We start from the raw sequence: 23277 nt of genomic DNA, 5'->3' as shown, positions 1-23277 counted from the left end.
AGTCCCTGTAGGAGCCGGCTCTCCGGCGAAGAGGCCCTCGGGCCTTGCATCGCTCTTGCAGGCGCCTTCGCTGGCAAGCCAGCTCCTACGCGGGGGGCGGCGGTGGTTGGGTTATGGGGTCGGGCGGGTCGCTCCCTGTTGCTCCTTGGCATTGAGGATGGCGGTGTATTCGCCCGGGTCGACGCCGTTGAGGTAGTAGTTGCCAACGTGGTGCAGACGCCAGCGGATCGGGTCGTGGGTGGTGTGCACCCGGGCGTTGCGCCAGAAACGGTCGAGGTTCCATTTGCTCAGGGAGGAGCTGGCCCCCAGCAGGGAGAAGATGTCGCTGGAGATCTTCAGCGAGGCACTGTCGGAGAGGGCCCGAGCGGTGGCCACGGACAGGATCAACTGGTCCTGCAGTTCCTTGTTGTCCGGGTCCTGCTCGTGTTCGTCGAACACCCTGGCAGCGTCGCGCAGCAAGGATTCGGCGGCGCGCAGGGCCACGGCGTATTCGCCGATCTGCTTGATGATGTGCGGCTCTTCGCTGGCGTGGTCGACGCCGCTCTCGACCCAGGGCCGGGCGTGCTGTTTCAGGTAGTCCACCGCCGCTCCCAGGGCGCCGGCGGCGATCCCGGTGTCGATGGCCGCATGGAGGATCTGCGGGAAGGTCAGGCCGGTGCGCTTCATCGGGCCCTTGCGCGGCGAGACGAAGTCTTCGTCCAGTTCGATGTTGTCGAAAATCACCGTGCCGCTGACCGAGTTCTGCTGGCCGAAGGCGTGCCAGTCGTCCACCAGGGTCAGGCCCGGGGTGTTGCGGTTGAGCAGCACTCCGGCACCGCCGTCCTCACTGGCGGCGGTCAGGGAAATCCACTCGGCCAGGTAGGCGCCGGTGGAGTAGAACTTGCTGCCATTGAGGATCAGCTTGCCGTCGGCGCGACGTTCGATGCGGGTCTTGAGGGCGAACTTGTTCTTGCCGCCGACTTCCGCCAGGGCGTTGCCAAAGCGCTTGCCGGCCAGCACATCGCTGATCAGCCGATCGCGTACGGCATCCGGGTAGCCATTGAAGATGCCCCGCAGCATCACGTTGTGGATCTGCAGCAACTGGCCGACGCCGCCATCGGCCACCGAGATCAGGCGCACCGCCTCGACGATGGTGGCCACCGAGGCCCCCAGGCCGCCAAAGGCTCTGGGTACACCGATGGCGGTCAGGCCGCTGGTGGACAGCAGCTCGGCCTGGCGCCGGGGCAACTGGCCATTGGCCTGGGGATCGGCGGCGATGGCGGCGATTTGCGTGGCGATTTCCCGGGCGGCGGCGATGGCCTCGGCCTCGCTGCGCAGGACGCGTACCGGCGCGATGCTAAGGGTTTGTACGCTACTCATGTGTCTACCTCTATCAAAGGAATCGATCCACCGCAGGAGCCGGCTTGCCGGCGAAGGGGCCCTTGAGCCTTGCGCCAGTCCTGGCGACGCCTTCGCTGGCAAGCCAGCTCCTACAGGGGCGTGTGTATCGGCCTGATCCGTAGGAGCCGGCTTGCCGGCGAAGAGGCCCTTGAGCCTTGCGCCAGTCCTGGCGACGCCTTCGCTGGCAAGCCAGCTCCTACAGGGGCGTGTGTATCGGCCTGGTCCGTAGGAGCCGGCTTGCCGGCGAAGGGGCCCTTGAGCCTTGCACCAGTCCTGGCAACGCCTTCGCTGGCAAGCCAGCTCCTACAGGGGGCGTGTGTATCGGCCTGATCCGTAGGAGCCGGCTTGCCGGCGAAGAGGTCCTTGAGCCTTGCACCAGTCCTGGCAACGCCTTCGCTGGCCCGCCAACCCTTGCAGCAGGTGTTGTGAGGGGCTTGAGCAAGTTCTGCGCCAGGGCCTTTTCAGCAGGCGAAAAATCCGTTGCAGGCCTTGTGCAACAAGGCCCTCGGGCGGTTGATCAGGCGCGGCCAAAGCAGGTGTTGCTGCTCCAGCAGCAATGCCCGTCGGCCCGTTGCTCCAACAGCAGCAGTCGCCGCGCAATGCTGCTGGCCGGGCAGCAGTCGGCCTCGCGTCGATTTCGCCAGCAGCGGCGCAGGCCCCGTAATCCGCGGCCTTGCCCGGTTGGCACGGGCGCTGCAATGGCTCCGGCAACCGCCATTGCACAGGAACCGGTCCATGACGCTTGCTGCCTCTTTACCCCTATCCACTGCCCAGCCCGAACTGGAGCAGATCTGGTTCACCCGTTGCCCGGTGCCCACCGCGTCCGGAATCGCCTACAAGCTGGGCTGGCTCAGCGAGGAGTTCGCCGCCGACGGCCTGCCGGTGGCGACCCTGCAGGAAGCCCGGCAACTGGGCCATCACCACTACGATCACCAACTGCCCGGGCTGTTTCGCGAGGGCGGCAATGTCCCGGCCCTGGCCGCCCGCGCCGCCGGTTCGCCGAGCCGGTTGATCGGCCTGACCTGGATCGAGGAATGGCAGACCCTGCTGGTGCGCCCGGATTCCGGCATCCGCCGCCCCGAGGACCTCAAGGGCAAGCGCCTGGCCTTGCCGGCCTGGGGCGAGAATCGTCCGGGGAGCATTGCCCGGGCCATGAGCCTGCACGGCTACAAGGGCGCCCTGAGCCTGGCGGGCCTGAGCTTCGATGATGTCGAACTGGTGGAAGTGGCGCTGCAGGACCAGGAGCGGGCAGCCAACCCCCAGGAAGGTTTGCAGCGCCTGTGGTCCGGCCTGGACTACCTGGCGCGCGGCGAGGTGGATGCGGTCTACGTCAAGGGCGCGGCGGCCGCCGATGCCGCTCGGCGCCTGGGGCTGGTGGTGGGCATCGACCTGGACCTGATCGCCGAGCCGCGCTACCGCATCAACAACGGCACGCCGCGGCCGATCACCGTGCACCAGAGCCTGCTGGACAACCACTTCGACCTGGTGGTGCGCTTTCTCGCCCAGACCCTGCGCGCCGCCGATTGGGCGGCGCACAACCGCCCGGCGCTGAACGCCATCCTGGAAGAGGAAACCCGTGCCGGCAGTGCCGGCGTGAATGAGGCCTACCGCGGCGATTTCCACACCACCCTGGCGCCGGACCTGTCGCCCCAGCGTCTTAAGTTTCTCGATATCCAGAAAAACTTCCTCTACCGGCACGGCTTCCTGGAACGGGATTTCGCCATTGCCGATTGGGTCGATCCACGCCCATTGCTCGCCGCCCACGAACTGCTGGCCAAGCGCCGCGCCTGAACCCGGAGAATCGCCATGACCGTATTGATCAACGAAACACCCATTACCCAGGAACTGCAGGCCTTTATCGACCAGGTGCTGCTGGAGGCCGAACAGGCGTTCACCGTGTTCCGCGAAACCCGGACCATCACCGCCAACGGCACCGTGGGCTTCATCGAACGGGTGCCGGGCCAGGAACTGCTGGTGTCGGTGAACTACGGCGGCCCGTGGAACTACCACAAGCCGTTGCAGGCCACGGTCAGCGACTTTGCCGGCAAGGTCATCCTCGGCCAGGGCAAGGGCGGCCTGGGGCGCTACACCAAGCTGTTCCAGCAACACCCCGACATCACCACCGTGTCCCACGTGCATTCGCCGTACCTGGGGGCCTGGGCCCAGACCCACCGGAGCCTGCCGTTCCACTACGTGCCGGTGCAGCGTTACCAGCTGGCCCGGGAGCTGCCGGTGTACATCGACCGGCGCCAGCCCGAGGTGGACTTCATCCTCGACAGCATTGCCCAGAACCCCTTCAACCTGGCGATTCTCGAAGCCAATGGCGGCTCCACCGTATGGGGCAAGCAAGGCTTGCGGGCCACGGCGGAATTCATCCTGCTGCTGGAAGAGGGCGCGCAACTGCAACTGCTGGCCGACGCCTTGGGCGGCTCCCGTCCTTATGGGCCGGGGGTCTTGACCCAGCAATGGAAGATGAGCGGCCTCTACGAGCGTGCCAGCGAACTGGGCCTGGTGCCGGCCATCGACCGGCGCAATTGACCTGACGCCCCACCGAGTCGCGCCGCACCGGGTCGGGTCCCTACGGGATCTATCTGACTGCTGTAGGAGCTGGCTTGCCAGCGAAAGCGTTCGCCAGGGCAACGCCAGGACAACGCCCGAATGCTGCCAAAGGCGTTCAATCATTCAAGGAACAGGCACATGGCCGTCAAGATTCTCTGGTACCTCACCACCCCCGATGGCCCCTATCCCTGGGAGCCGGAAGGGCGCTGGAACACTGATTTTCAACACCTCAAGCAACTGGCGGTGGCCAGTGATCGCCTGGGTTACTACGGCTCGCTGCTGGGCTCGAGCCCCAATGAAAGCCTGGCCGTCTCGGCGGCGTTGATCGATGCCACCCAGCGCCTGCGCTTTCTGGTGGCCCAGCATCCGGGGGAGTTGTCACCGGCGGTGCTGGCCAAGTGGGCGCTGACCTTCGATCAGTTCTCCAACGGTCGCTTGCTGTTCAATGTGGTCAACGGCAGCGACGCCGGGTTGGCCACCCTCGGGGTGCACTATCCCCACGATGAACGTTATGACTTCAGCCTGGAGTACTGGCGGGCCTTTCAGGGCTTCTACGCCGGCGATACCGCCGGCTACGACGGTCGCTACGTCAGGCTGGCGCCGCGCTCGCCGGCTGCGGCCAGCCATCCCCTGGGCGGCTGGCACGCACCAAGGCAGCGCCCCGGAATCCCGCTGTGGGGTGCCGGCACTTCCGGCCCGGGAGTGGCGCATTCAGTGCAGTTGCTGGATGTGTACCTGAGCTTTGCCAACACCCCGCCGAAGCTTGGCGAGAAGTTTCGCAAGGTGGCCGCCGAAGCGGCGAAGATCGGCCGCGAGCTGAGCTTTGGCACGCGCCTGCAGATCATTGTCCGGGAAACCGCGGAGGAGGCCTGGGCCCACGCCGAGAAGCTGCTGCAGCGCACCTCGTTGCAGACCGCCCGGGCCTCCATCGAGCGCCAGTTGCCGCCGGGAGAAACCCTGGACAGCTTCCACAGCGACGATCCGCAGATCCAGCGCAATGTCGAGGCCATCCGTGCCGGGCGCCTGCCCAGGGCCCGGGACCTGGAGATCTACCCCAATGTCTGGCTGGGCCCGAGTCTGTTCGGCTTCAACATCCTCGGTCCGGCTGCAGGCACCTACCTGGTGGGCAGTGCCGAGCAGGTGGCCGAACGTATTCGCGAATACGAGGAGCAGGGCACTTCGGCCTTCATTCTTTCGGGCTTTCCGCTGATCGACGAAGCCCATCGGGTGGCAGACCTGCTGTTCCCGCTGCTGGACCTGGATCACGGTTTCGAAGTACCGCGCCTGGGGGCCACTGCGCCGGCCCGAGAGCCGGCGGTTGCCAGCGAGCAGGCCTGAGGAGCGAGCCATGAGCGAGGTGTTTTCCCGCCGGGAGTTTCTCGGCAATTCCCTGGCCGTGGGTGGCGGCCTGTTGCTGGGCACCAGCCTGCTCGGCGGCTGCGACAGTGGCGCGGCGCTAAGCGCTGCGGCGCTGGCGTCCAGCACGCCGGTGCGCGGCGGACGCCTGCGGGTAGGGATCATCGATGGCGACCAGTCCGGCAACCTCGATGCCCATAAACCCGTGGGCGGCGGGATCATTCGTGGCTGGGCGCTGTACAGCAAGTTCTGGGAGTGGAACCCGGACGTCAGCACCCGCCTGGCCCTGGCGGAGTTCGCTGAACCCAATGCCGATGCCAGCGCCTGGACCATCCGCATCAAGCCGGGGCTGGAGTTTCACCACGGCAAGAGCATCGGCGCCGACGACATGCTGTTTTCCATCCTGCGTCTGACCGACCCGCAACTGGCGTCACCCTTCGCCGGGCTGGTGGGGGCCATTGACCGCCAGGCCTTGCGCAAGCTGGACGAGCGCACCATCGAGATCCGTTTCAAGCAGGGCCAGAGCTTCTTTCCCCTGGACGAGACCCTGATCAGCTTCGGCGGCATCGTGCCCACCGACTACCACCCGCAGACCAACCCGGTGGGCGCCGGCCCTTACCGGCTCAAGCGCTTCATTCCCGGCCAGCGTTCGCTGTACAGCCGTTTCGAGAACTACTACAAGCCGGGGCAGCCCTATGCCGACGAGCTGGAAATCATCGAGTTCAAGGACCAGGTGTCCCGGGCCGCCGCCCTGCGAGCCGGGCAGATCGATGTGGCCAGTGGGGTCCAGGCCGAGCACGGCGCGCTGTTCAAGGCCGATCCGCGGCTCAGGTTCTATGCCTCGCCGAGCACCTCGTTCACCGGCTTCAACCTCAACCTGGCCAAGGCACCGTTCCAGGACGAGCGGGTACGCCAGGCGTTTCGCCTGCTGGCCGACCGCCAGGAACTGGTGGATCGCGGCCTCAACGGTTTCGGGCGGATCGCCAATGACCTGTATTCGCCCCACGACCCGACCTACAACCACGGCATTGCCCAGCGCCCCTATGACCTGGAGCAGGCCCGCTCGCTGTTGCGCCAGGCCGGGCAGAGCGACTTGCGGGTAGAGCTGACCAGCACCCCGGGTGCTGGTGTCAATGCGGCCCTGGTGTTCGCCCAGCAGGCGAAGAAAGCCGGGGTGCAGATCAAGGTGACCCAGGTCGACGGCTCGGTGTTCAACGGGCCCCAGCGGGAAAACTGGCTGCTGTCGCCCGGGTCGACCCCGGCACGGGGCTTTCTTGCCTCGGCGTTGCACAACGACGCGCCCCAGGCCATCTACAACCGCAGTAATTTCCACGATCCGCGTTTCACCGAGCTCTACCGACAGGCCCTGGCCCAGCCCGACCTGGAATTGCGCAAACCCCTGGTGCATCAGGCCCAGGCCATCCAGCACCAACGTGGCGGGCTGTTGATCTGGGGCTTCAACGATGTGCTGGACGCCGCCTCGGTGCGGGTCGGCGGCCTGACGCCGGAACAGACCACCTTCGCCTCCTGGCGCTTCGACGAGTTGTGGTTGAACCATGTCTGAACCCTGCGCAAAAGCCTCCAGAACCCCAGCCTGGCTGTCCTGGTTCATCGGTCGCCTGGGCTATGGCCTGCTCACCGCCTGGGTCATCAGCCTGGTGGTGTTCGTCGCCACCCAGGCACTGCCCTCGGACCCGGCGCGGGTGATCCTCGGCCCGGATGCGCCCCTGGACAGCATCCTCACCCTGCAACGCCAGCTGGGGCTGGACCGGCCGCTGCTGGAGCAATACCGGCACTGGCTGGGGCAGACCCTGACCGGTGACCTGGGCCAGTCCCTGGATTCCAATGCCCCCGTGGCCGAGGTGCTCTTTGCCCGGCTGGGCTACACCCTGGCGCTGCTGGCCGGGGTCATGGCCCTGGTGGTGCCCGTAGCCCTGGGCCTGGGGGTGGCCCTGGCCCTGCGCCGGGACAGCCGCCTGGATCGCTGGAGCCTGTCGCTGCTGATCTTTCTCAAGGCGACGCCGGGGTTTCTCCTGGCCATTGGCCTAGTGCTGCTGTTCTCCATGCCCCACATGGACCTGCTGCCGGCGGTGTCGATCCTCGACCCGCAGTTGCCGCTGTGGCGGCAGTTGCAGTTCCTGGTGCTGCCGGCGCTGGCCCTGGCGCTGTCGGCCTTGCCCTACCTGACGCGCATGCTGCGTGCGGCGATGATCGAGGCCCTGGAGTCCGACTATGTGATTGCCGCGCGGCTACGGGGCATCCCGCAGTGGCGCATCGTCTGGCGCCACACCTTGCCCAATGCCCTGGTGCCGGCCATCCAGGGCCTGGCCCTGACCCTGCGCACGCTGATTGGCGGGGCCCTGCTGGCGGAAGTGGTGTTCAGCTACCCGGGCATCGGCACCTCGCTGAACTCGGCGATCCAGATGCGCGATTTGCCGATGATCCAGGCCATCGTGCTGGTGATCACCCTGGGGGTGGTGCTGATCAACCTGCTGGCGGACCTGGCCACGGTATTGCTCACCCCGAAACTGCGCACCGCGAGGCGGGTCGGCCTGATCCGCCGCAACCGGCGCGGCATCCAGCCCTGGTGGCGCCGCTCGGCGCCCAAGGCCCCCTGAACCTGCGGCATGAGAACTGATCCATGAGTGATTTCCGTACGACCCGCTGGCGCCTGTGGCTGGCCGAACCGCAAACCCGCAAGGGCGCCCTGATCACCTTGCTGGTGGTGCTGCTGGCGTTGTTTGGCCCCTGGCTCGCGCCCCGGGGCAGCACCGAGATGCTCGGCCCGGTCTACGGTGCGCCCGCTGCCGGAGCCTGGCTCGGCTATGACTTTCTCGGCCATGACGTGCTGTCGCGCCTGCTCAGCGGTGGCCTGTCGGTGCTGTGGATGTCCCTGGCGGCGGCGTCCATCGCCTTGCTGCTGGGGGGCACCCTGGGGTTGCTGGCAGGCCTGTCGCGGCGCCGCCTGGACCAGTTGATCAGCTGGTTGGCGGATGTGTCCCTGGCCTTTCCCGACCTGATCCTGGTGCTGCTGATCGTCTCCATGCTCGGGCGTGCGCCCTGGTTGATCGTGCTCACCGTGGCCATCGCCTTCACCCCCGGGGTGGTGCGCCTGGCCCGGGGCAGCGCGGTGGCGGTGGCCGGCCAGGAGTTCGTCGAGGCGGCGCAGATGATGGGGTATTCGCAGTGGCGGATTGTGTCCCGGGAGATCCTGCCCAACATCCTCACGCCCTTGCTGGTGCATTTCGGTAACATGCTGACCTGGGGCGTGGGCATGCTCTCGGGCCTGAGCTTCCTGGGGTATGGCGTGGCGCCGCCCGCCGCCGACTGGGGGCTGATGATCAATGAAAACCAGGCCGGACTGCTGGTCCAACCCTGGGCGGTACTGGCCCCGGCGCTGCTGATCGGGATATTCGCCTATGGCACCAACATCCTTGCTGAGGGCATTGGGCGCAGTCAGTCGCGGATCGGGGAGAAGCGCCCATGAACGCGGTCGCGGAAATTGCCCGGGACGTGCGGGTGCTGCAGGTCGACGACCTGCGGGTGGAGCTGGCGCCCGAGGTGGATGTGCTATCGGGGGTGTCCTTCAACGTCGCCACCGGGGAGATCCTCGGCCTGGTGGGGGAGTCCGGATCGGGCAAGACCACCCTGGCCACGGCGCTGTTGGCCCATGCCCGCCAGGGCGCGCGCATCGTCGACGGCCGGGTCGAAGTGGCCGGTCAATCGTTGCTGGAGCTCTCGGGCCAGGCCTTGCGCCGGGCCCGGGGCAGCCTGATCGGCTACGTCGCCCAGGACCCGGCCACCGCCTTGAATCCGTCCCTGCGCATCGGCAGCCTGCTGCGCGAAACCCTGGCCGTGCATCAGCAGCACCTGGCACGGGGCGCGCAGCAGCAGCGGATCGTCGAAACCCTGGAGAATGTCGGGCTGCCGGCAGACCCCGAGTTCCTCCGGCGCTTTCCCCATCAGCTGTCCGGTGGCCAGCAGCAACGGGTGATGCTGGCCCTGGCCTTTGTCCTGCGGCCCAGGCTGATTGTCCTGGACGAACCGACCACGGCCCTGGATGTGACCACCCAGGCGCACATCCTCGCGACCCTGCGCCAGCTGTGCAAAAGCCAGGGCGTGGCGGCGATCTACGTCTCCCATGACCTGGCGGTGATCAAGGACCTGGTGGACCGGGTGCTGGTGATGTATGCCGGGCGGATCGTCGAAAGCGCATCCCGCGAGGCGCTGTTTCGCCAGCCGGCCCATCCCTATACCCGGGGCTTGCTGGCGGCGATTCCCGACGTCGGCCAGCGCCGGCCATTGCTGGCGATCCCCGGGCAGGCTCCGGCGCCGGGACAGCGCCCCCGGGGTTGTGCCTTCGCCCCCCGGTGCCCGCGTCGCGGCCCGCAATGCAGCGTGCTCGAACCGCCATTGCGCGCCCTTGCCCCTGAGGTCCAGGTGGCCTGCGTCGATCCCCATCGCCAGGCACTGCCGGAGCCTGTACCCGGGCCCGCGCTGCAGCTGGCGCCCGGAGCCGGGCTGGTGCCCTTGCTGGAGGTCGAAGACCTGAACCTGGCCTACGACCGCCAGGTGCTCTTTGATGTGTCACTGCAGGTGGCGCCTGGAGAGTGCCTGGCCCTGGTGGGCGCGTCCGGTTCCGGCAAGACCAGCCTGGCCCGGGCCCTGGCGGGACTGGGCGACAACGCCCAAGGCCGGGTGCGCTATGCCGGCCGGCCCCTGAGCCTGTCGGCGCGCCAGCGCGAGAAAGGCCTGCGGCACCAGATCCAGTACATCTTCCAGAACCCGTACCGGGCGCTGAACCCGCGGCACACGCTGTACCAGACCCTGAGTGCGCCCCTGGAGCATTTCTTCGGCATCCAGGGCGCCGAGGCCCGGGCCCGAGTGGACGCGGTGTTGCAGCGAGTGTCGCTGTCGCCGGCCCTGGCGGACCAGTATCCCCACAGCCTGTCGGGGGGCGAACGCCAGCGGGTGGCGATTGCCCGGGCGCTGGTGTGCGAACCGAAACTGCTGATCTGCGATGAAGTGACCTCGGCCCTGGATGTGTCGGTGCAGGCCTCGATCCTGGCGTTGTTGCGGCAACTGCAGGAAGAGGGCCTGACCCTGCTGTTCGTCACCCATGACCTGGGCGTGGTGCGCGCCATTGCCGATCGAGTGCTGGTGCTCAAGCAGGGACGGGTGGTGGAGCAGGGCACGGTGGATCAGGTGCTGGGCCGGCCCGAACATGCCTATACCCGGACCCTGCTGGAGAACTCGCCGCGGCTTGGGGGGTGAACGACATCTTCAGAGACCATTGCCCCGCCTTCGCTGGCAAGCCAGCTCCTACAGGGGCCGCGCGCATCCGTAGGAGCCGGCTTGCCGGCGAACAGGGCGTCACAGACACACCCCGACCCACAATCCGCCGCCGCCATCACCCCCACACATTAGCCTTCCAATGTCACCCCGGCATTTGGAGGGCAACAGCATGCCCCAGCGTTTTCACGGCAACCGGCTGCGCATCGGGCGCTACTCGCAAACTGGCCAGGTCTACCTGCTTACCGCGGTGACCCACCACCGAGAGCGGATCTTCGATGATTGGCGCATCGGCCGCCTGCTGGTGCAGCAACTGCGTCAGGCCGAGCTCCACGGGCTGGCTCATTCCCTGGCCTGGGTGGTGATGCCGGATCATTTTCACTGGCTGCTGGAGCTGGGCGGTTGCTCGCTATCGAGCCTGATGCGCAGGATCAAATCCTGCAGCGCAGGGGATATCAACGCTCGCCTGCACCGGAGCGGACGGCTCTGGCAAAAGGGTTACCACGACCGCGCCCTGCGTCGCGAAGAAAACCTGCGCCTGGTTGCCCGTTACCTCATCGCCAACCCGATCCGCGCCGGCCTCGTCACTCGCGTGCACGACTATCCCCTTTGGGATGCTATCTGGCTTGCTGACGAATAGCGCCGCGAGTCTCGTATTGCCCGTGCGGACGCCTTCGCTGGCAAGCCAGCTCCTACAGCAGTCAGATAGACCCTACAGTTCCCCGTAGGAGCCGGCTTGCCGGCGAAGAGGCCCTTGAGCCTTGTGTTGCCCTTGCGGACGCCTTCGCTGGCAAGCCAGCTCCTACCGGGGTGGGGCGGGCGCGGGGGAGCGGCGGGCGGCGGCTTCGCGGACGGCAGGGATGATCCAGCGGCCATAGTCGACGGTGTCGTAATACGGGTCGTAACCCCGGTTGAGGAAGGTGCTGACGCCAAGGTCGACATAGTCCAGCAGGGCCTGGGCCACGGTCTCGGGGGTGCCGACCAGGGCGGTGGTGTCTCCGTAGGCGCCCACGGCGGTGGCGGTGGGCATCCACAGGGCGCGGTCGTGGCGGTCGCCGCGGGCCGCCGCCGCCAGCAGGCGTTCGGAACCAGTGCCCTTGAGGCGCTGCTGCCAGGGGCTGCCAGCGGCGAACTGCGGGTTGGCCTGGATCTGCGCGAGGATCTGCTCGGCCCGTTGCCAGGCCAACTCTTCGGTTGCCCCCAGGATCAGCCGCACCGAGAGGCTGACCCTGGGCGCGCTGACTCCGGCGGCGCTGGCGGCAGCCTTCAGTTTGCCGATCTGTTCGGCAACCCCGTCCAGGGGTTCGCCCCACAGGGCATAGAGGTCGGCGTGCTTGACCGCGATCTGGTAGGCGATGTCGGAGGAGCCGCCGAAGGAAATCGGAATGTGCGGTTGTTGCAGGGGTTTCACCGGGGAGAAGGCGCCCTTGATGTTGAAGTAGCGGCCTTCGAAGTCGAAGGGTTCCTCGGCAGTCCAGGTGCGCCGGACGATCTCCAGGTATTCGTCGGTGCGCTTGTAGCGTTCGGTCTTGTCCAGCAGGGTGTCGCCTTCCTGGGGCTCGGCGGTGATGCCGGTAATGGCATGCAGGCGGATGCGCCCGCCACCGGTGGTGTGGTCCAGGGTGGCAAAGGCCCGGGCGGCCACGGTGGGGGCGCTGAGGGCCGGGCGGTGGGCGATCATGAAGCCCAGGCGCTCGGTGTGGGCCGCGGCATAGGCGGCGATCTGCAGGCTGTCGGCGCTGCCCGGGCCGCTGGCGATCAGTACCCGGTCGAAGCCAGCGTGTTCATGGGCGCGGGCGTGCTCGCGGATGAATGCCAGGTCGAAGTCCGGGCTGCGGATGCCGCGGGTTTCGGACCATTGGCGGGGGAAGATCATGCCGACGAATTCGATGCTCATAGGGGGCGTTTCCTCGGGGGCAGCGTGTGGGAAAAGGGGGTTAGAAGCGGTAATCCACCTGGGCCAGCACGGTGCGTCCGGGCATCGGCTGCAGGAAGGTGTTGGTGGGGCCGGCCAGGCCGCTGACGAAGTTCAGCTCGTTGGTCAGGTTGAGCACGCGCAAGGTGCTGCTCCACTGGGGCTGGCGGTAGTAGAGGGCCAGGTCGAGGTTGTATTCGTCGGGGATCTTCACCGTCTTGCTCAGGTTCAGGTACCAGCTGCTGGTCCACCAGCCGGAGAGTTCGGCGCCAAAGCCCGAGTCGAAGCGGTAGTCGAGGTAGCCGCTGGCGGTGTATTCGGGGATCTGCACCGCGTCGAAGCGCCCGGAGGGCCGCTGGTTGAGGCTGTTGTTGTCGCCGAACACGGTGCCGTTGTCGGCAATGAACCCGGCGGAAGCGAAGCCGGCCTGGGAGGTGAATTCGTTGTAGGCGCTGAGTCTGGACAGGTTCAGGCCGCTGCGCAGGTGCGGGTCTGGCTGGTAGCGCAGGGTGGCCTCGGTGCCCTTGATGATCAGCCGGGCGATGTTGTTGTTGCTGTCCGGGGACTGGTCCCGGGCCTGCTTGAAGGTGGCCAGGGTCATGAACAGCTGGTCGGGGATGGCTTCGACCTTCAGCCCCAGTTCATGCAGCACGCTGAGGCTCTGGAAGGCCAGGGGATTGAGCTGGTTGGCGCCACTGCCGCTGCCCCAGCCCAGGCCGTTGGAGAAGAACCCGGTGTTGACCGCCAGGGAGCGGTCGAAGGTGTAGTACAGGGTGCTGTTTTCGGTGGGTTTGACGTAGGGGCTGACCTGGAAGGCGAACAGCCGGTAGTTGTGGCTGTCGCGCCGGTCGTTGCCACCTTTGAGGACGAAGGGGTTGTCGATCTCGGCGTCGATCCAGCTGCGGCTGGCGCCGATGTTCAGCCCCACCCGGTCGCCCAGGCGCAGGTTGTGCTGGCTGAACAGGGTCTTGGTGGTCCAGGTGCTTTCGGCGGTGTAGGGCGCCAGGGATTCGGCGTACAGGCCGTGGCCGGCGGGGTACATGGCCGCCAGGTTGAGCCAGCCGTAATAGTTGGAGTACTGGGGCACCCCGGGCTGGCCGATCCAGGCGCCGTTGCCGCCGGCGGGGTTGCTGCCGGTGAGCCCCAGCAGGTCGCCGGGGTTCTTGCCGGAAGGGTCCTGGGTCAGGTCGTAGGCGTTGATGGTGGAGCCGAAGTGGTTGTTGGCAGCGATCGACTGGTTGAACTCGCGGCGGTAGATCAGCCCGCTGTTGCTGTCGTCCCGCAGGGTCAGGTTGCCGAGCCGGGTTTCATTGCCTGAGCGGAACTCGAAACGGTTGTCCAGCAGGTTGTCCCTGGACTGCACCTGAAAGGCGCCGACGGCGTCGGTCAGGTCCCTGGAGCGCTGGTAGAAGGTGCTGTTGGCCAGGGTGATGGTCGGTGACAGGTCGGCCTCGACCCGCAACTGGGTGGTGAAGCGCCGCGAGCTGTTCTGGTCTTCGCGGCGCTGCCCGGCCTGGGGCGACAGGGAACTCAGGCCGTTGCCCGCCAGGCTCGGGTCATACACCCAGCCACGCAGGGTGCCGGGGCTGGCCTGGGTATTGGGCGAGGCCGCCTGGAAGCTGCCATCCACCACGCTGTACTGGCCCTGGGCGTTGCGCTGGCGCTGCACCCAGCCCAGGGTCGGGGCATTGGCCGCGCCCGAGGCCAGCACCGGCGACCACAGGCTGTTGCCATTCTGGATGATCGGCGTGGCACGCCCGGCGTAGTACTTGCCGCTGTCCACCAGTTGCTGGGTGGCGCGGTTCCAGCCGTGGGTGATGTTGTAGTCGTAGTAGTTGTCGTAGCTGGCGTTCCAGTCCACCCGCAGGTGGTCGTTGCGCCAGGCCAGGGCGCCGTAGAAGGCGTCGAAATTGTTGTCGACGTTGTCGTAGTAGTCCTGCTGGCGCTGTTTGCTGATGCTCACCCGGTAGGCCAGCTGATCGCTCAGGGGGCCGGTGTTGTCGATGCTGAACTTGCTGGAATCCCGGGACTGGCCGTCAGGTACCCAGGCGCCGAGCTCGCCGCTGAGACGGGTCTTGAATGCGCTGAAGTTGGGCTTCTTGCTCAGGTAGTTGACGTAGCCGCCGCTGCCGGACACCGAACCGTAAGTCACCGAGGAAGGGCCGGCGACGATGTCCGCCCCTTCGTAGGCGTTGAAGTTGGCCGGATGGCGCACGCCGTAGGCGCGCTGGCCGTCCTGGAATACCTCCGAGCCCTGGGCGCGGAACTGCGGGGCGATACCGGCGTTCTGCCCGCCACCGCGGGTGATGCCCGGGGCGTACTTGACCAGGTCGTCGGCGCTGCGGATCGGGTCGTTGGCCAGTTGTTCGGCGTTGATCTGGGTGATCGAGCGTGGGGTGTCCAGAACCTTGGTTTCGGTGCCGCCATACACTGAAGTCGGCGGCCGGGTGGGCAGGGCGTCGTCGTCGGGCTGGCTGCTGGCCTGGACGGTGACGGTTTGCAGCTGGGTATCGGCGGCGCACAGCGGCGATGCCAGGGGTGAAAGCATCACTACGGCCAGAGCCGGGCCGAATGCGGGGCGAGCGAAGGCGTTGGAGGGCATGGCACATGAGCCTCATGTTGAATCGCATGGGTGTTCTGCAGGAGCCGGCTTGCCGGCGAAGAGGGCCTTGAGGCTCGCGGTGCTCTTGCGGACGCCTTCGCTGGCAAGCCAGCTCCTACGGGTTGTGTGGCGGTGCGGTGGTTCCTTGTAGGAGACGGCTTGCCGGCGAAGAGGGCCTTGAGGCTTGCGGTGCTCTTGTGGGCGCCTTCGCTGGCAAGCCAGCTCCTACGGGTTATGTGGCGGTGCGGTGGTTCCTTGTAGGAGCCGGCTTGCCGGCGAAGAGGGCCTTGAGGCTTGCGGTGCTCTTGTGGGCGCCTTCGCTGGCAAGCCAGCTCCTACAGCTGCCAGATAGATCGTGCAGTTCCTACGGGGTCAGGCGCTGTCGTTGAGCCACAACCTTTCGAAACGCCAGGTGCTGAATAGCGATTGTTCTTCGTGGGCACCGCCGACGCGGGTGGAGACGCTGTCCAGCAGGTCGGCGTAGCCCCAGATCAGCAGGCCGCCACGCTCGTACTGGATCTGCTGCGCCTGGTGCACCAGGGCCGTGCGCCGTTGCAGGTCGGGCTGGGCCATGGCGGCGAGAAACACTTCGGCGAACTGCGGGTCGTTGAAGTGGGTCTTGTTGGACACGGCAAACGGCGCGTCGGTGTGGATGGCGCTGGCCAGGAACGGCGCACCGATGCTGCCGCCGGTGCTCAGGGTCCAGTCGTCGCGCTGCGGGCCCTGGAAGGTCGCCAGGTCCACCTGGCGAACCTTGAGGGTCACGCCAATGCGCTTGGCCTGTTCCGCCAGCACCAGGGCCGAGGTCAGGCCCGGCCCAGGGGTGGTCACCAGTTCCAGCTCCAGGTTCTCTTGCCCGGCGTCCTTAAGCAGTTGCGCCGCGCGCTGTGGGTCGTGGGGGCGCGGGCCCAGGCTGTGGTTGAAGGTCGGGTCGCTGGGGGCATAGAGGTCGCTGGCCACCCGGCCCTGGCCATTGAGGGCGCGGCGTACCAGTTCCTCGCGGTCGGCCAGCAGGCGAAAGGCCTCACGCACCCTTGGGTCGTTGAACGGTGGCTTGTCCAGGTTCATGTCGAAGGACAGCCAGTTGCCGGTCACCGATTTCAACAGCCGTACCCGTGGGTCCCGTTGCAGCACCTGCAGCTGTTCGGTGGGCATCACGTTGGCCATGTCGATCTGCCCGGAACGCAGGGCCGCCAGGCGCGCCACCTGGTCCTTGAAGTCGATGATCTCCAGTTCGTCGGCGTAGGGCTGGCCGTCCTTGTAGTAGTTGTCGAAACGGGTGAACAGCGAGCGCTGGCCCGGGGTGAAGCTTTTCAGCTTGTAGGGGCCGGCGCCCACCGGGTTGGTCACCGGGTGGTAGTCCACCGGTACTATGCCGCCGAAGTTGACCCAGGTTTCCGCCAGGGGCATGTAGCTGCGGCCCTGGCGAAAGCTCAGGCGCACGGTGCGTTCGTCGAGCTTCACCAGGTTGTCGCGGTCGACCCAGTGCAGCAGCGCCGCGTAGGGCGAGGCCAGCTGCGGGTCGGTGAGGCGGCGGATGGAGAAGATCAGGTCGTCGGCGTCGATGCTCTTGCCATGGTGGAATTCCAGGCCCTGGCGCAGGCGCAGGGTCCAGCTGCTGGCATCGGCATTGGGTTCGGCAAACTCGGCCAGGGCCAGGCGCGGTTGCATCTGTTCGTCCCATTCCCAGAGTTTGCTGTACAGCGCAAAGCCGCGGACGATGCCGCTGCCGATGGGTTTGTGGGCGTCCAGGTTGCCGCTCTGGTTGCCATCGAGGATGCCCAGGCGCAAGCGCCCGCCGTAGCGCGGCGAGTGGCTGGTGGCGGTCACGCTGCCTGTGCCGCTGGAGCTTTCGGCACCGCAGCCGGCTAGCAGGCCGCCGCCCAGCAGCAGGCCGCCACCGAACAAGGCACTGTGACTCAAAAAGCTGCGACGGCTGAAACCGGAGGGGGCCTGGCTCATGGCATCAGGCTCCGGCCGGGCCGTTGGCGCTGCGCAGTTCCAGCGGCGCTTGCGGTTGGCGGTTCAAGGCGGCGCGTTCGCCGCGAAAGTGCGGCAGGATGTGCTCGCCCAGGCGGTAGGCCTCCTCCAGGTGCGGGTAGCCGGCGAGGAAGAACAGATCGATGCCGATGGCGTGGTACTCGCGGATGCGCGCCACGACGTTTTCGTAGCTGCCCACCAGGGCGCAGCCCGGGGGAATGCCGATGTAGCCGAAGCCGGTCCAGACATTGGGGTGGATAAAGAAGTCGTCGAAGCCCTGGGTCTCGTTCTTCTGCGCGAAGCCGTTCTCGTAGCTGAGCTTGCGCGCGGTGCGCAGCCCGGCATGGGCGGCCACGGCCTTGACCGCGCCCTTGGCGATGCCTTCGTCGAAGAAGCGCTTGGCCTCGGTGCGCGCCAGCTCTTCGGTCTCCCGGGTGATGACGTCGATCGACAGGCCGAAGCGGATGTCGCTGCGCCCGTACTGCAAGGCGCGCTCACGGATGTCGGCGATCAGCGCGGCGATCTCGTCCGGGTGTTCGGCGCGCATCAGGTAGAAATCGGCATGCTTGGCGGCGAACTCCCGGGCAGCGATGGACGATCCTGCGGTGCAGATCAGCGGCAGCTCGGCCTTCTTCAAGGGCCCGCGCAGGCCACCGCCTTCGGCGCGGTAGAAGCGCCCTTCGTAGTGAAAGTTCTCGTTGTGCCAGTAGCCCTTGACCAGGTCCATGAACTCGCTGGCGCGGGCATAGCGCTCATCGTGGTCGCTGAAGTCGCCGACCTGGCGCTGAATCGCGTCCGAGCCGCCATTGATGATGTTCCACACCAGGCGGTTGCCGGTGGCGCGCTGGTAGGTGGCGGCCTGCTGCACCGCGACCCAGGGCGTGTAGTGATAGGGCTGGAAGGCGGTGACGAACTTCAGCGTGCGGGTTTCCCGGGCCAGCAGCGAGCACACGGTCCAGGGCTCTTCACCGGAGGGTGCGTTGACCATCAGCGCGCCGCCGAAGCCGTTGATTTCCGCGGCCCGGGCGATCTGCCCCAGGTAGTCGATGTAGGTGAAGTGGTCACCGACGCTGAAGCCTGAGACGGCGCCGGTGCTGGGCCCGCCGCGGTGCCAGTCGCCACGGTTGCGCGGGTCGCCGGGAAGGAACTGGGTTTCGCCGTGCAGGGGCAGGCGGGTAAAGAATTCGATGCTCATGGCAATGGCTCCGGGTTATTGCACGCTGGGGTTGCAGACGGGGGTGATGGCTTGGCCGCTGATGACCTTGTGGGCGAAGGGCACCGAGTCCTTGAGGGAGGCATTGACCGTTTCGCTGTGGCCCAGGCCCTTGTACAGGTGGCCCTCGACCACCGAGCCGGCCTTGCAGGCGTCCTGCATCAGCGCCACCTGGGTGGCGGCGGCCGGGGTCTTGTCTTCGGCGCCGGTGCCGATGAACACCGGCTGGGCGGTTTTCAGGGTCGGGTAGGACACTTGTTGCTGCCAGGCCGCCAGTTGGTTGCCCTGGTAGTCCTTCTTGGCGTTGGCCGGGGTCAGCCCGACTCCCACCACGTCGCTGACCAGGGATGCCAGGCAGCTGGTGCGGGCCTGTTCGAACAGCGGCAGGGCCTTGTCGGTGTAGAAGTCCTTGGGGTTGATGCTGGGGTCGTACTGCTGGGCGGCCAGCAGGGTGTAGAAACCGTAGGCCAGGGAGGCATCGACCTTGTTCGGATCCTGCTCGCCGACATTTTTCGCGCCGATGGTGTAGATCACCCCGGTGCCGATGCTGCCCTTGACCCCCAGGTCCGGGGCGTAGCTGGCGGCATAGGCGGCCGAGGCGAAAGCCCCGGCGCCGCCCTGGGACTGGCCGACGATCAGCACCTTGTTGGCCAGCCCGGGCACCCCGGCGACCACGGCTTTGGCGGCGTCGAGAATGCCGTAGGCAGCCATGCGGTTGTTCAGCAGCGGATGGCCGCCGGGCACGCCCAGGCCCTGGTAGTCGGTGGCGACAATGGCGAAACCTTCATCCAGCCAGCGGCTCAGGTACTGCACGTCACGGTAGGAGCGGCCCTGCCAGGACGGTGCGCAGACATCCGCCACGCCCACGGTGCCGTGCCCCCAGGAAGCGACCGGCCAGCCGCCGGCCGGGGCCTTGCCCTTGGGCAGGAACAGGGTGCCAGAGACCACCACCGGGGTCTTGCCGTCAATGCCGTCGGTGGAGGTATAGAGAATCCGTTGTGCGCTGGCGGCGTTGGCCAGGCTCAGGGTGGCTTCCAGGGGCTCGCTGCGCAGCAGTTTGCCGGGGGTGGCGGGAATCGCGTCCTGCCAGGTGTAGAAGGCCGAGACCCGGCCGTCGCCCTGCAATGGGTCGGGCTTGGGCGCGTAGGTTGGAGCCGCCAGGGCCGAGAGGGAGACGGCCAGGACACTCAGGCCAAAGGTGAATTTTGCGGACAGTTTCATCAAGAAGACTCGTGTTCAGGGTTCAGGGATGGGTGGCGATCTGGCCGCGCAGGGCGGGCCAGTAGTCACTCAGGTGCAAATCGATCAGCGCCTGGTTGGTGAAACCGGTGGCCAGTGCCGGGGTGATGTCGTAGGGCGTGCGGATCAGCTGGTTGGCCAGGGCGTAGGTGCTCAGCGCCTGGTAGTGAGCCTTGAGCTGCTGGTCGCTCTTGGGCGCCCAGCGCTCCTTCCAGGCCACCGGATCGCCCTGGTCGTCGCGGCGCAGCACGCTCTCGGTGGTGCCGGCCCGGGACGACAGCTGGTAATAGGCGTCCTGGTTCTGTTCCTGGGAAATCCACCAGGCGGCCTTGACCCAGGCAGTGGCCAGCAGTTGGGTCAGCTCCGGGTGCTGCTCGATGAAACTGTCGGTGCCCCAGAGGTCGGAGATCAGCCGCCAGTCATTGGCCCCTTGCTTGGTGGACCAGATGATCCGGCCCACGCCCTTGTCTTCCAGGGCGTAGGCCTCGCTGAGCAGCACCGCGGCGTCGACCTTGCCGGCGGACACCGCGGCCGCGCCGACCTGGGGGTTGAGGTTGGCGATCTTGAAGTCGTCGAGCTTCAGGCCCTTGCTGGCCAGGAAGTTACTGAAGGCAAACTCCCAGGGCCGGCCGCGATGCAGGGCCAGGCGCTGGCCCTTGAGGTCCTCGATGCTCTTGGCTGTGGAGTTTGCCGGTACCACCAGGTAGATATTGTTGCCGCTGCCGCCGGGCACGATCAGCTTGCCGGGTACGCCGCCGGCGCCGGCGATCACCGAGGGCAGGTCGCCGCGCACGGCGAAGTCGATGCTGTTATTGCTGAAGCCTTCGTTGATCTGCGGCCCGGCGCCGGCGTGGGGCAGGGCGATCCACTGCAGCTTGATTCCGCGCTGGCTCAATTGCTGCTCCAGCCAGCCGTCCTCGATGACCCGCCCGGCGATCCCGCCGAACACCGGCTTGCCGCCCTGGGTAAAGGCGACGATGGCGATCTTCACCGACGCCGGGGCCGGGTTGGCCAGGGCGGTGCCACTGATCAGCAGTGCGGCCAATGCGGCCAGGGTGTTGCGCCATAAAGCTTGCATTGCACTCTCCCTAAAAATGTTTGCCGTCATCGCCCGAGCGAATCTCGGCCTGGGCCCTTGAGCCTTGTGCCGCCGTTGCGTACGCCTTCGCTGGCAAGCCAGCTCCTACGGGGTGTGGCGGTGTTTCCTGTAGGAGCCGGCTTGCCGGCGAAGAGGCCCTTGAGCCTTGTGTCGTCCTTGCGTACGCCTTCGCTGGCAAGCCAGCTCCTACGGGGTGTAGCGGTGTTTCCTGTAGGAGCCGGCTTGCCGGCGAAGAGGCCTTTGAGCCTTGTGTCGTCCTTGCGGACGTCTTCGCTGGCAAGCCAGCTCCTACGGGGTGTGGCGGTGTTTCCTGTAGGAGCCGGCTTGCCGGCGAAGAGGCCTTTGAGCCTTGTGTCGTCCTTGCGTACGCCTTCGCTGGCAAGCCAGCTCCTACGGGGTGTGGCGGTGTTTCCTGTAGGAGCCGGCTTGCCGGCGAAGAGGCCCTTGAGCCTTGTGTCGTCCTTGCGGATGTCTTCGCTGGCAAGCCAGCTCCTACAGGGGGCGGTGTTGGTTGCAGCGGCGTGGGGGCCGGTGTTGGCAGGGAGAGAGCAGATTGCATGCCAGGGTCCTGAAAAATCGCTGCAGGCCTTGCAGGGCAAGGGTTTCAGAAGAGTCGGGGCGACCCGTCGCAGGCCTCTATTGCTGATCGGCGAACAGCTGGGTGCTGGCCGATTGCTGCTCCAGCAGCAGGCAAGGCGCAGTCATTGCTTATATTCTTAAAATGAATATCTAAATATTAATTAATAATTATTTAGTCTAAATATCTTCGTGCACTATTGAACCCGCGCTTTTACTGCCAGGAATGCACCATGTCGCTGATCACTCATCCACACGCCCGCGAATTGACCAAGTCGGTACGGGCCACCGTTCTGGTGTTCAAGGACCCGCGCTCCCAGGAATTGCTCAGCCGCATCGAGCGCCTGGCCCCCAGTGAGGCCAATACCCTGATCATTGGCGAGACCGGCACCGGCAAGGAGCTGGTGGCGCGGCATATCCATCATTTGAGCCGCCGCGGGCGCGAGCCCTTTGTTGCGGTGAACTGCGGGGCCTTTGCCGAATCCCTGGTGGAAAGCGAACTGTTCGGCCATGAAAAAGGCGCCTTTACCGGCGCCACCACCCATAAGGCCGGCTGGTTCGAAGCGGCCAACGGCGGCACCTTGTTCCTCGACGAGATCGGCGACCTGCCGTTGAACATGCAGGTCAAGCTGCTGCGGGTGCTGCAGGAGCGGGAAGTGGTGCGCCTGGGCTCGCGTACGCCGATTCCGATCAATGTGCGGCTGGTGGCGGCCACCAACGTCAACCTCGCCGATGCGGTGGTGGCCGGGCACTTTCGCGAAGACCTGTTCTACCGCCTGCACGTGGCCACCATCCGCCTGCCACCGTTGCGCGAACGCCCGGGGGACATCCTGCCCCTGGCCGAATTCTTCCTTGAAGAACACTGCCAGCGCCTGGGCTACAACCGCGCCTCGCTGACCGAGGAGGCCGAACGCAAGCTGCTGGAGCACAGCTGGCCGGGCAACATCCGCGAGCTGGAAAACGCCATTCACCACGCCTTGCTGGTGTGCCGCCAGCAGCGGGTGGCACCGGGGGACCTGCACCTGGTGGACATGCGCTCCTCGGGCATCCGCCAGGAACAGGCGCCCCTGGCGGTATCGACGCCGCAGGCGCCGGCAGACCTGGGCCGGGCCTTGCAGGCGCTGTTCGAGCAGAACATTCCGGACCTGTACGAGCACATCGAAGAGACGATCTTCCGTGAGGCCTATCGCTATTGCCACGGCAACCAGTTGCAGACCGGGCGCTTGCTCAACATCAGCCGCAACATCGTGCGCGCCCGCCTGGAAAAGATCGGCGAGCTGAACAAGCCCCTGGCAACCTCGGTTTCCTAGGCGCGGAAACCGCCCCGGAGATTTTTTGCCCGGGCCGGTTGACGGCTGCCGGCTGGATCTCTAGTCTTTGGAACGATCATTCCAGAAAGGTAACAGCCGTGCGTCCCAAGGAGTTCGACCCCGAGCAGATCGCCGATGCGGCCATGCAGGTGTTCTGGCAGCGCGGTTACGCGGCCACCTCGATTCAGGACCTGGTGCAAGGCACCGGCCTGAGCCGCAGCAGCCTGTACAACGCCTTCGACAGCAAGCATGGCCTCTACACCTGCGCGCTCAAGCGCTACCAGCAGATGACCAGTGCCAATATCGAATTGCTCGGCGCGGACGTGCCGGTGCTGGAGCGGGTGCGGCGTTTGCTGATGCGCATTGTCGACAACGAGCTGGAGGATGGCCAACGCCTGGGTTGCCTGGCGGCCAATGCGTCCCTGGAAATGGCCGGGCAGGACCCGGCGGTGGCGCAGATCGTCGCGCAGAATTTTCAGCGCATTGAAAGCGCCCTGGAGCAGGTGCTGCGCCAGGGGCAGGAGCAGGGCGAGATCAATCCGCAGAACAATCCCCGGGCCCAGGCCAGTTTTGTGGTGTGCACCGTGCAGGGGCTGCGGGTGCTGGGCAAGGGCAGCCTGCCCAATGAGCGGCGCCAGCGCTTGCTGGATGTGGTCGAGGTGACGCTGGCCAGCCTGTCCCCGGCGCAGCCCCTCCCGTAGGAGCCGGCTTGCCGGCGAAGAGGCCCTCAGCGCTATCAGGCTCAAGGGCGCTTTC

The 23277-nt window shown here is 66.6% G+C and carries 17 protein-coding genes; 10 read left to right on the top strand and 7 right to left on the bottom strand.

Annotated elements, in window-relative coordinates; all coding sequences use genetic code 11:
• Positions 1–111 precede the first annotated feature (111 nt).
• Positions 112–1359 (bottom strand): acyl-CoA dehydrogenase family protein, encoded by a 1248-nt coding sequence (locus U873_RS0114975; protein WP_025129034.1) that lies wholly within the window; start codon positions 1357–1359, stop codon positions 112–114.
• Positions 1360–2115: 756 nt separating this feature from the next.
• On the opposite strand from U873_RS0114975, the gene U873_RS0114965 reads away from it, so the two are divergent.
• From U873_RS0114965 to U873_RS0114930, 8 genes are all read left to right on the top strand, one after another.
• Positions 2116–3171: an ABC transporter substrate-binding protein gene (locus tag U873_RS0114965; protein WP_025129033.1), complete on the top strand. Its 1056-nt coding sequence runs from the start codon at positions 2116–2118 to the stop codon at positions 3169–3171.
• Between the two features lie 15 nt (positions 3172–3186).
• A complete protein-coding gene (locus tag U873_RS0114960) occupies positions 3187–3918 on the top strand; it encodes a class II aldolase/adducin family protein (protein WP_025129032.1) in 732 nt (243 codons plus the stop codon).
• A 159-nt stretch (positions 3919–4077) separates the two neighbouring features.
• Positions 4078–5277, top strand: a complete 1200-nt coding sequence (locus tag U873_RS0114955) for an LLM class flavin-dependent oxidoreductase (RefSeq protein ID WP_025129031.1) — start codon at positions 4078–4080, stop codon at positions 5275–5277.
• Between the two features lie 10 nt (positions 5278–5287).
• A complete protein-coding gene (locus U873_RS0114950) occupies positions 5288–6859 on the top strand; it encodes an ABC transporter substrate-binding protein (protein ID WP_025129030.1) in 1572 nt (523 codons plus the stop codon).
• The gene (locus U873_RS0114945) at positions 6852–7913 is read left to right on the top strand and encodes an ABC transporter permease (RefSeq protein WP_025129029.1); all 1062 of its coding nucleotides are present in this window, start codon (positions 6852–6854) and stop codon (positions 7911–7913) included. The genes U873_RS0114950 and U873_RS0114945 overlap by 8 nt, the downstream gene beginning before the upstream one ends.
• Positions 7914–7936: 23 nt before the next feature.
• On the top strand, positions 7937–8782 hold the full coding sequence (locus U873_RS0114940; RefSeq protein WP_025129028.1) for an ABC transporter permease: 846 nt from the start codon (positions 7937–7939) through the stop codon (positions 8780–8782).
• Positions 8779–10569, top strand: coding sequence for an ABC transporter ATP-binding protein (locus tag U873_RS0114935; RefSeq protein WP_025129027.1), 1791 nt, complete (start codon positions 8779–8781; stop codon positions 10567–10569). The genes U873_RS0114940 and U873_RS0114935 overlap by 4 nt, the downstream gene beginning before the upstream one ends.
• 190 nt (positions 10570–10759) lie before the next feature.
• Positions 10760–11227, top strand: a complete 468-nt coding sequence (locus U873_RS0114930; RefSeq protein ID WP_025129026.1) for a transposase — start codon at positions 10760–10762, stop codon at positions 11225–11227.
• A 162-nt stretch (positions 11228–11389) separates the two neighbouring features.
• Here U873_RS0114930 and U873_RS0114925 read toward each other — a convergent pair whose 3' ends face one another.
• The 6 genes from U873_RS0114925 to U873_RS0114900 form a co-directional block, all read right to left on the bottom strand.
• Positions 11390–12484, bottom strand: a complete 1095-nt coding sequence (locus U873_RS0114925) for an LLM class flavin-dependent oxidoreductase (RefSeq protein ID WP_025129025.1) — start codon at positions 12482–12484, stop codon at positions 11390–11392.
• Between the two features lie 40 nt (positions 12485–12524).
• Positions 12525–15104: a TonB-dependent receptor plug domain-containing protein gene (locus U873_RS0114920; protein WP_025129024.1), complete on the bottom strand. Its 2580-nt coding sequence runs from the start codon at positions 15102–15104 to the stop codon at positions 12525–12527.
• A gap of 372 nt (positions 15105–15476) precedes the next feature.
• Entirely contained in the window at positions 15477–17066 is a 1590-nt protein-coding gene (locus U873_RS0114915) for an ABC transporter substrate-binding protein (protein ID WP_025129023.1), read from the bottom strand.
• Positions 17067–17070: 4 nt separating this feature from the next.
• Positions 17071–18279, bottom strand: a complete 1209-nt coding sequence (locus U873_RS0114910; RefSeq protein ID WP_025129022.1) for an LLM class flavin-dependent oxidoreductase — start codon at positions 18277–18279, stop codon at positions 17071–17073.
• 15 nt (positions 18280–18294) lie between these two features.
• Positions 18295–19518, bottom strand: a complete 1224-nt coding sequence (locus U873_RS0114905; RefSeq protein WP_025129021.1) for a lipase family protein — start codon at positions 19516–19518, stop codon at positions 18295–18297.
• 22 nt (positions 19519–19540) lie between these two features.
• Positions 19541–20614, bottom strand: coding sequence for an ABC transporter substrate-binding protein (locus tag U873_RS0114900; protein WP_025129020.1), 1074 nt, complete (start codon positions 20612–20614; stop codon positions 19541–19543).
• Between the two features lie 830 nt (positions 20615–21444).
• Between U873_RS0114900 and U873_RS0114890 the strand changes: the two genes are divergently transcribed.
• Positions 21445–22521, top strand: coding sequence for a sigma-54-dependent Fis family transcriptional regulator (locus tag U873_RS0114890; RefSeq protein ID WP_025129019.1), 1077 nt, complete (start codon positions 21445–21447; stop codon positions 22519–22521).
• A 98-nt stretch (positions 22522–22619) separates the two neighbouring features.
• Positions 22620–23222: a TetR/AcrR family transcriptional regulator gene (locus U873_RS0114885; protein ID WP_025129018.1), complete on the top strand. Its 603-nt coding sequence runs from the start codon at positions 22620–22622 to the stop codon at positions 23220–23222.
• Positions 23223–23277 lie beyond the last annotated feature (55 nt).

This window comes from Pseudomonas sp. PH1b (assembly GCF_000633395.1).
GTDB lineage: Bacteria > Pseudomonadota > Gammaproteobacteria > Pseudomonadales > Pseudomonadaceae > Aquipseudomonas.
The sequence above is the reverse complement of the archived record's forward strand: the minus strand, read 5'-3'. Positions and strand labels throughout refer to the sequence as shown.

What these genes read in the sequence shown, in the direction of transcription:
- U873_RS0114975 (WP_025129034.1), bottom strand. Translation starts at nt 1,359, where the DNA reads ATGAGTAGCGTACAAACCCTTAGCATCGCGCCGGTACGCGTCCTGCGC.
- U873_RS0114965 (WP_025129033.1), top strand. Translation starts at nt 2,116, where the DNA reads ATGACGCTTGCTGCCTCTTTACCCCTATCCACTGCCCAGCCCGAACTG.
- U873_RS0114960 (WP_025129032.1), top strand. Translation starts at nt 3,187, where the DNA reads ATGACCGTATTGATCAACGAAACACCCATTACCCAGGAACTGCAGGCC.
- U873_RS0114955 (WP_025129031.1), top strand. Translation starts at nt 4,078, where the DNA reads ATGGCCGTCAAGATTCTCTGGTACCTCACCACCCCCGATGGCCCCTAT.
- U873_RS0114950 (WP_025129030.1), top strand. Translation starts at nt 5,288, where the DNA reads ATGAGCGAGGTGTTTTCCCGCCGGGAGTTTCTCGGCAATTCCCTGGCC.
- U873_RS0114945 (WP_025129029.1), top strand. Translation starts at nt 6,852, where the DNA reads ATGTCTGAACCCTGCGCAAAAGCCTCCAGAACCCCAGCCTGGCTGTCC.
- U873_RS0114940 (WP_025129028.1), top strand. Translation starts at nt 7,937, where the DNA reads ATGAGTGATTTCCGTACGACCCGCTGGCGCCTGTGGCTGGCCGAACCG.
- U873_RS0114935 (WP_025129027.1), top strand. Translation starts at nt 8,779, where the DNA reads ATGAACGCGGTCGCGGAAATTGCCCGGGACGTGCGGGTGCTGCAGGTC.
- U873_RS0114930 (WP_025129026.1), top strand. Translation starts at nt 10,760, where the DNA reads ATGCCCCAGCGTTTTCACGGCAACCGGCTGCGCATCGGGCGCTACTCG.
- U873_RS0114925 (WP_025129025.1), bottom strand. Translation starts at nt 12,484, where the DNA reads ATGAGCATCGAATTCGTCGGCATGATCTTCCCCCGCCAATGGTCCGAA.
- U873_RS0114920 (WP_025129024.1), bottom strand. Translation starts at nt 15,104, where the DNA reads ATGCCCTCCAACGCCTTCGCTCGCCCCGCATTCGGCCCGGCTCTGGCC.
- U873_RS0114915 (WP_025129023.1), bottom strand. Translation starts at nt 17,066, where the DNA reads ATGAGCCAGGCCCCCTCCGGTTTCAGCCGTCGCAGCTTTTTGAGTCAC.
- U873_RS0114910 (WP_025129022.1), bottom strand. Translation starts at nt 18,279, where the DNA reads ATGAGCATCGAATTCTTTACCCGCCTGCCCCTGCACGGCGAAACCCAG.
- U873_RS0114905 (WP_025129021.1), bottom strand. Translation starts at nt 19,518, where the DNA reads ATGAAACTGTCCGCAAAATTCACCTTTGGCCTGAGTGTCCTGGCCGTC.
- U873_RS0114900 (WP_025129020.1), bottom strand. Translation starts at nt 20,614, where the DNA reads ATGCAAGCTTTATGGCGCAACACCCTGGCCGCATTGGCCGCACTGCTG.
- U873_RS0114890 (WP_025129019.1), top strand. Translation starts at nt 21,445, where the DNA reads ATGTCGCTGATCACTCATCCACACGCCCGCGAATTGACCAAGTCGGTA.